The sequence below is a fragment of the Pseudomonas sp. GM84 genome, from assembly GCF_000282535.1.
Classification (GTDB): domain Bacteria; phylum Pseudomonadota; class Gammaproteobacteria; order Pseudomonadales; family Pseudomonadaceae; genus Aquipseudomonas.
The window spans coordinates 1-5752 of the sequence record NZ_AKJC01000274.1 but is presented as its reverse complement, the minus strand read 5'-3'; the positions used below and the strand labels follow the sequence as shown (position 1 = coordinate 5752).

General features: G+C 64.6%; 5 protein-coding genes. 2 read left to right on the top strand and 3 right to left on the bottom strand.

Features of this window, described 5'->3' with window-relative positions; all coding sequences use genetic code 11:
* Positions 1-97 precede the first annotated feature (97 nt).
* The 3 genes from PMI38_RS20735 to PMI38_RS20725 form a co-directional block, all read right to left on the bottom strand.
* Positions 98-883: an OmpA family protein gene (locus tag PMI38_RS20735; protein WP_008098210.1), complete on the bottom strand. Its 786-nt coding sequence runs from the start codon at positions 881-883 to the stop codon at positions 98-100.
* Positions 884-932: 49 nt separating this feature from the next.
* Positions 933-1346 carry a DUF4398 domain-containing protein gene (locus tag PMI38_RS20730; RefSeq protein ID WP_008098208.1) on the bottom strand — a complete coding sequence of 138 codons (414 nt, stop codon included), beginning with the start codon at positions 1344-1346 and terminating at the stop codon, positions 933-935.
* 278 nt (positions 1347-1624) lie between these two features.
* Entirely contained in the window at positions 1625-1969 is a 345-nt protein-coding gene (locus tag PMI38_RS20725; protein WP_008098206.1) for a hypothetical protein, read from the bottom strand.
* 168 nt (positions 1970-2137) lie between these two features.
* On the opposite strand from PMI38_RS20725, the gene ppc reads away from it, so the two are divergent.
* Together ppc and adk are read left to right on the top strand one after the other, a co-directional pair.
* Positions 2138-4765 (top strand): phosphoenolpyruvate carboxylase, encoded by a 2628-nt coding sequence (gene ppc / locus PMI38_RS20720; protein WP_008098204.1) that lies wholly within the window; start codon positions 2138-2140, stop codon positions 4763-4765.
* A 257-nt stretch (positions 4766-5022) separates the two neighbouring features.
* Entirely contained in the window at positions 5023-5673 is a 651-nt protein-coding gene (gene adk / locus PMI38_RS20715; protein WP_008098202.1) for an adenylate kinase, read from the top strand.
* Positions 5674-5752 lie beyond the last annotated feature (79 nt).

The window sequence follows — 5752 nt, the reverse complement described above, 5'->3', positions numbered from 1 at the left end:
TGTCGTGGCGACGAACCGCGGCGATAGGGCCGGTACAGCCAATGAAAAGCCCCGCATCGATCGCGGGGCTTTTCATTTCAGCTAACCAACCTTGCTGCTACCTCTGGCTCACCGAGCGCGGCGCCACCGGCTGGTTGTCGTTGGAGATGGTCACCTCCACCCGACGGTTCTGCGCACGCCCCGAGTTGCTCGAGTTGTCCGCCACCGGGTACTCCTTGCCGTAACCCTGGGCGACGATCCGCGCAGGGTCCACGCCGGCCCGTACCAGCGCCATGCGCACGGCAGCAGCGCGGCGTTCCGAGAGGGTCTGGTTGTAGTTCGCCGAACCGACGCTGTCGGTGTAACCCTCGACGATCACCTTGCGCTCGGCGTTCTCCTGGAGGAACTGGGCCAGCTTGGTGACGTTGGGCAAGGCGCTGCTCTTGAGTTCGGCCTTGTTGAAGTCGAACAGCACGTCGCCGAAGGTGACCAGGGTGCCGCGGTCGGTCTGCTTGGCGTTGAGGCTGTCCTGCAACTTGGCGATCTGCGCGTCGCGGGCATCGAGCTTGGCCTTGGCGCGCTCGGACGAGGCGTTCTTCAGCTCGTTCTCGGCAGTGCGCAGGGCGATGGTCTGCTTGGCCACTTCGATGCGCTGGTTGGTCAGGTAGGCCAGCTGGTCGACCTGCTGGGTGTCCTCGCGCTCCATGAAGGCTTTGTCGGCCTTGTTCAGCGAATCCTGGGCATCCTTGGTTTCAAGCGCCGCGACCTTGCTCGACTGCGGGTCGCTCTGCAGCGCCGAGAAGTTGGTGCGGGCCGACTCCAGGTTCGGGTTCGGGTCGTGCGAGCAGGCAGCGAGGCTGACACTCAGGGCCAGCAGGGCGGGAATCATGATGTGATTGCGCATGGTGTTCATCCTTTGATCGGTTGCGAAGGCTCAGGTAGACGTGGCGCGCTCACTGAGCGCTGCGCATGCCTTCCTGACGCACGTCCTGGGCGCCCTGGCGGGCTTCCTGTACGGCCTTCTCGGCCTTGGCCGCCTGGGCCTTGCGTTCGGCGAGGCGGGCATCCCATTCGGCCTGTTCGGCCAGGCGCTTGGCTTCGTCGTACTGCTTGTCGTGCATGGCGATTTCGGCTTGCTTGAACTTGTCCTGGGCCGCTTTCATTTCCACGGCGGCGAACTCGGTACCGCCTGCACTGACGGCGGAATTCACAGCGGATTGGGTCACGGCGTACTGCTCGCTGGGCGGATTGCCGGCACAGCCGGCCAGGACCAGGCTACTGCCCAGCGCCAGCGCGGCCAGCTTGAGTCCGTGTACGTGGGGGGATGAAATTTTCGCAGTGCGGGTTTTCATGATGGTCAGCTCCATTGGATCACTCCTGAAAACGACGATATCCGTAGCAGTCCATCGCTCAATCCCTGGCCCCTGTCCGCACTAGCGCTGAACGATGCACGACGGCAGTTGTGCAGGGTTTTAGCGTGATGGCTATTGGCTCTGACTGAGGGCTTTTTTGAATGGTTCAGAAAAAAATGCCAAGGCTGGGCGACTATTTCTGACTGCATGGTCAGTGGTCGTGACGGGGAACTTTCAAGGGCGACACAGGGTATTCCGGGCCATGGGGAAGCCCGGAACCGTGGAGAGGGCTATCAATTGCCGGTGTCATCGCCGGGGTTGCTGAGGCCGTGCAGGTGGCGCCGCGAGAGGGCCAGAAAGCGCGGGGTGGAGCCGATGTCTTCGTACAGCGGGTCGCCTTGTTCGTCAGTCGAAATGACTTTCTGGCCTTGCACGTAGGGGAAGCTGGCTTCCAGCTCCTCCAGCGCGGCGCCCACCAGTTCGCCCAGCAGTTCCTCGGCGGTACGTTTGGGGTACATGTCGATGAGCGCGGCCAGGCGGGCCTCGGACTCCAGGTCCAGGTGCAAGGTGTGGCCGGTGGGGCTCAGGGTGCCTGCGGCATTCTGCTCCCAGTGCTGGGCGAGTTCGCGGATTTTCATGGTGACCTCTGTCGACGCCTGGAAAGGCTGCATTCATCGGACTGCTCTGCTCTTACTTTAGTTTGCTTTGCCCGATCGCGGCTTGCCATGGCGCCCTGGCTGTGGGCACTCTTGGGGCATGCTGTTACCTGGGCGATGCGCGGGCGAGCCGCGCCAAAGAGAGGGCCAATGACCGATATCGATGTGCGCTTGCGTGAAGATGTCCATGTGTTGGGAGAGTTGCTCGGCGAAACCATTCGCCAGCAGCACGGTGAGGCCTTCCTGCAGAAGATCGAGGACATACGCCACAGTGCCAAGGCCGACCGGCGCGGTGCCGGCGAGCAATTGAGCTCGACGCTGGCCGACCTTGCCGAGGAAGACTTGCTGCCGGTGGCGCGGGCCTTCAACCAGTTCCTCAACCTGGCGAACATGGCCGAGCAGTACCAGCTGATTCGCAGGCGTGATGCCGAGCAGGGGGAGCCCTTCGAGGCACGGGTGTTGCCCGAGCTGTTGGCGCGCCTCAAGCAGGCGGGGCACAAGGACGATGCCTTGGCCCGACAGCTGGCCAAGCTCGATATCCAGTTGGTGCTGACCGCGCACCCCACCGAGGTGGCTCGCCGCACGCTGATCCAGAAGTACGACGCCATTGCCGGCCAGTTGGCGGTGCAGGACCATCGCGACCTGACGCCCGCCGAGCGCCAACAGGTACGCGAGCGCTTGCGTCGGCTGATCGCCGAGGCCTGGCACACCGAAGAAATCCGCCGCACCCGGCCCACGCCGGTGGATGAAGCCAAATGGGGCTTCGCGGTCATCGAGCATTCCCTGTGGCAGGCCATCCCCAGCCACCTGCGCAAGGTCGACAAGGCGCTGTTCGAAGCCACTGGCCTGCACCTGCCGCTGGAAGCTGCGCCGATCCGCTTCGCCTCATGGATGGGCGGCGACCGCGACGGCAACCCTAACGTCACGGCTGCCGTGACCCGTGAAGTGCTGCTGCTGGCACGCTGGATGGCGGCCGACCTGTTCTTGCGTGATATCGATGCACTGGCCGCCGAGCTGTCCATGCAGCAGGCCAGCAGCGCGCTGCGCGAACAGGTAGGCGACAGCGCCGAACCCTACCGGGCCGTGCTCAAGCAATTGCGCGACCGCTTGCGCGCCACCCGCGCCTGGGCGCACAGCGCCTTGACCAGCAACCAGCCGGCCGGCGCCGACGTGCTGGTGGACAACCGCGACCTGATCGCCCCGCTGCAGCTGTGCTACCAGTCGTTGCATGAATGCGGCATGGGCGTCATCGCCGATGGCCCGCTGCTCGACAGCTTGCGCCGTGCGGTGACGTTCGGCCTGTTCCTCGGCCGCCTGGACGTGCGCCAGGATGCCGCCCGGCACCGTGATGCGCTGTCGGAGATCACCGATTACCTGGGGCTGGGCAGTTATGGCGACTGGGATGAAGAGCAGCGCATCGCATTCCTGCAGACAGAGCTGAAGAATCGCCGGCCATTGCTCCCTGCGCATTTCCAGCCCCAGGCGGACACCGCCGAAGTGCTTGCCACCTGCCGTGAAATCGCTGCCGCGCCGGGTGCCTCGCTGGGTTCCTACGTCATCTCCATGGCCGGCGCTGCCTCCGATGTGCTGGCGGTGCAACTGCTGCTCAAGGAAGCAGGGCTGACCCGGCCCATGCGCGTGGTACCCCTGTTCGAGACCCTGGCCGACCTGGACAACGCCGGGCCGGTCATGCAGCGCTTGCTGGGCCTGCAGGGCTACCGGGCCGGCCTGCGCGGGCCGCAAGAAGTGATGATCGGTTATTCCGACTCGGCCAAGGACGCCGGCACCACCGCTGCCGCCTGGGCCCAGTACCGCGCCCAGGAAAGCCTGGTGCGCATCTGCCAGGAGCATCAGGTCGAGCTGCTGCTGTTCCATGGCCGCGGCGGCACCGTGGGCCGTGGCGGCGGTCCCGCCCACGCGGCGATCCTGTCGCAGCCACCTGGCTCGGTGGCCGGGCGTTTCCGCACCACCGAGCAGGGCGAGATGATCCGCTTCAAGTTCGGCTTGCCGGGCATCGCCGAGCAGAACCTCAACCTTTACCTGGCGGCAGTGCTCGAAGCCACCCTGCTGCCACCCCCTCCGCCACAGCCGGCCTGGCGCGAGCTGATGGACCAACTGGCGGCCGACGGCCTCAAGGCCTACCGTGGCGTGGTCAGGGACAACCCGGATTTCGTCGAGTACTTCCGTCAGTCCACGCCCGAGCAGGAACTCGGACGCCTGCCCCTGGGCAGCCGCCCGGCCAAGCGGCGCGCCGGTGGCATAGAAAGCCTGCGGGCGATTCCATGGATCTTCGGCTGGACCCAGACACGCCTGATGCTGCCCGCCTGGCTGGGCTGGGAGACGGCGCTGAGCAATGCCCTGGCTCGCGGGCAGGGCGAGCTGCTGGCCCAGATGCGCGAACAATGGCCGTTCTTCCGCACCCGCATCGACATGCTGGAGATGGTCCTGGCCAAAGCCGATGCGCAGATCGCCGAGGCCTACGACCAACGTCTAGTGCAACCGGACTTGCTTCCTTTAGGTGTGCACCTGCGCGACCTATTGTCGCAGTCCTGCCAGGTGGTGCTGGGCCTGACCGGGCAACCGGTGCTACTGGCGCACAGCCCCGAGACCCTGGAATTCATCAGCCTGCGCAACACCTACCTGGACCCGCTGCACCGCTTGCAGGCCGAGTTGCTGGCGCGTTCGCGCAGCCGTGAAGCCGCTCTGGACAGCCCGCTGGAGCAGGCCTTGCTGGTGACCGTTGCGGGCATTGCGGCGGGTCTTCGCAACACCGGCTAAGGGCATGCAGGCGTGCCACGGTCCTGGTGCATAGCCTGGACCAGGGCAGGGTGAAGAGGGTGGTTGCGACGGGCGCAACCACCCGCAACCGAGGTTGCCGATGGCACATTCCTGCAACTTTGTGGCGCTTGTCTGGCTGCCGAGCGCTGTGTATCTTGAGCAGCCTTCTGACCGATTTATGGTCATACCCGATTTTCCGGACTTGGCCCTGATTGCCGAATCCATTGAATTTCATACAAAAATTTGAGGAGCACGAGATGCGCGTAATTCTGCTGGGAGCTCCCGGGGCCGGTAAAGGTACTCAGGCAAAGTTCATCACCGAGAAGTTCGGTATTCCACAGATCTCCACCGGTGACATGCTGCGTGCCGCCGTCAAGGCAGGCACCCCGCTGGGCCTTGAACTGAAGAAAGTCATGGATGCTGGCCAGCTGGTCTCCGACGAGCTGATCATCAGCCTGGTCAAGGAGCGCATCGCCCAGCCTGATTGCGCCAATGGCTGCCTGTTCGACGGCTTCCCGCGGACCATCCCGCAAGCCGAAGCCATGGTCGCGGCCGGTGTCGATATCGACGCTGTGGTCGAAATCGCCGTCGACGACGAAGAAATCGTCGGCCGCATGGCTGGCCGTCGCGTGCACCTGGCCTCGGGTCGCACCTACCACATTCAGTACAACCCGCCGAAAGTGGAAGGCAAGGACGACGTCACTGGCGAAGAACTGATCCAGCGTGACGACGACAAGGAAGAAACCGTGCGTCATCGCCTGTCGGTCTACCACAGCCAGACCAAGCCGCTGGTGGACTTCTACCAGAAGCTCTCGGCCGCCAACGCTGGCAAGCCGAAGTACAGCCACATCGAAGGCGTCGGTTCGGTCGAATCGATCACCGGCAAGGTCCTGGCAGCCCTGAGCTGATCCAGCACCTAGCTATACAACGGCCCGCTTGCGGGCCGTTGTCGTTTTGGGGCCGCTGTGCGGCCCAATCGCCGGCAAG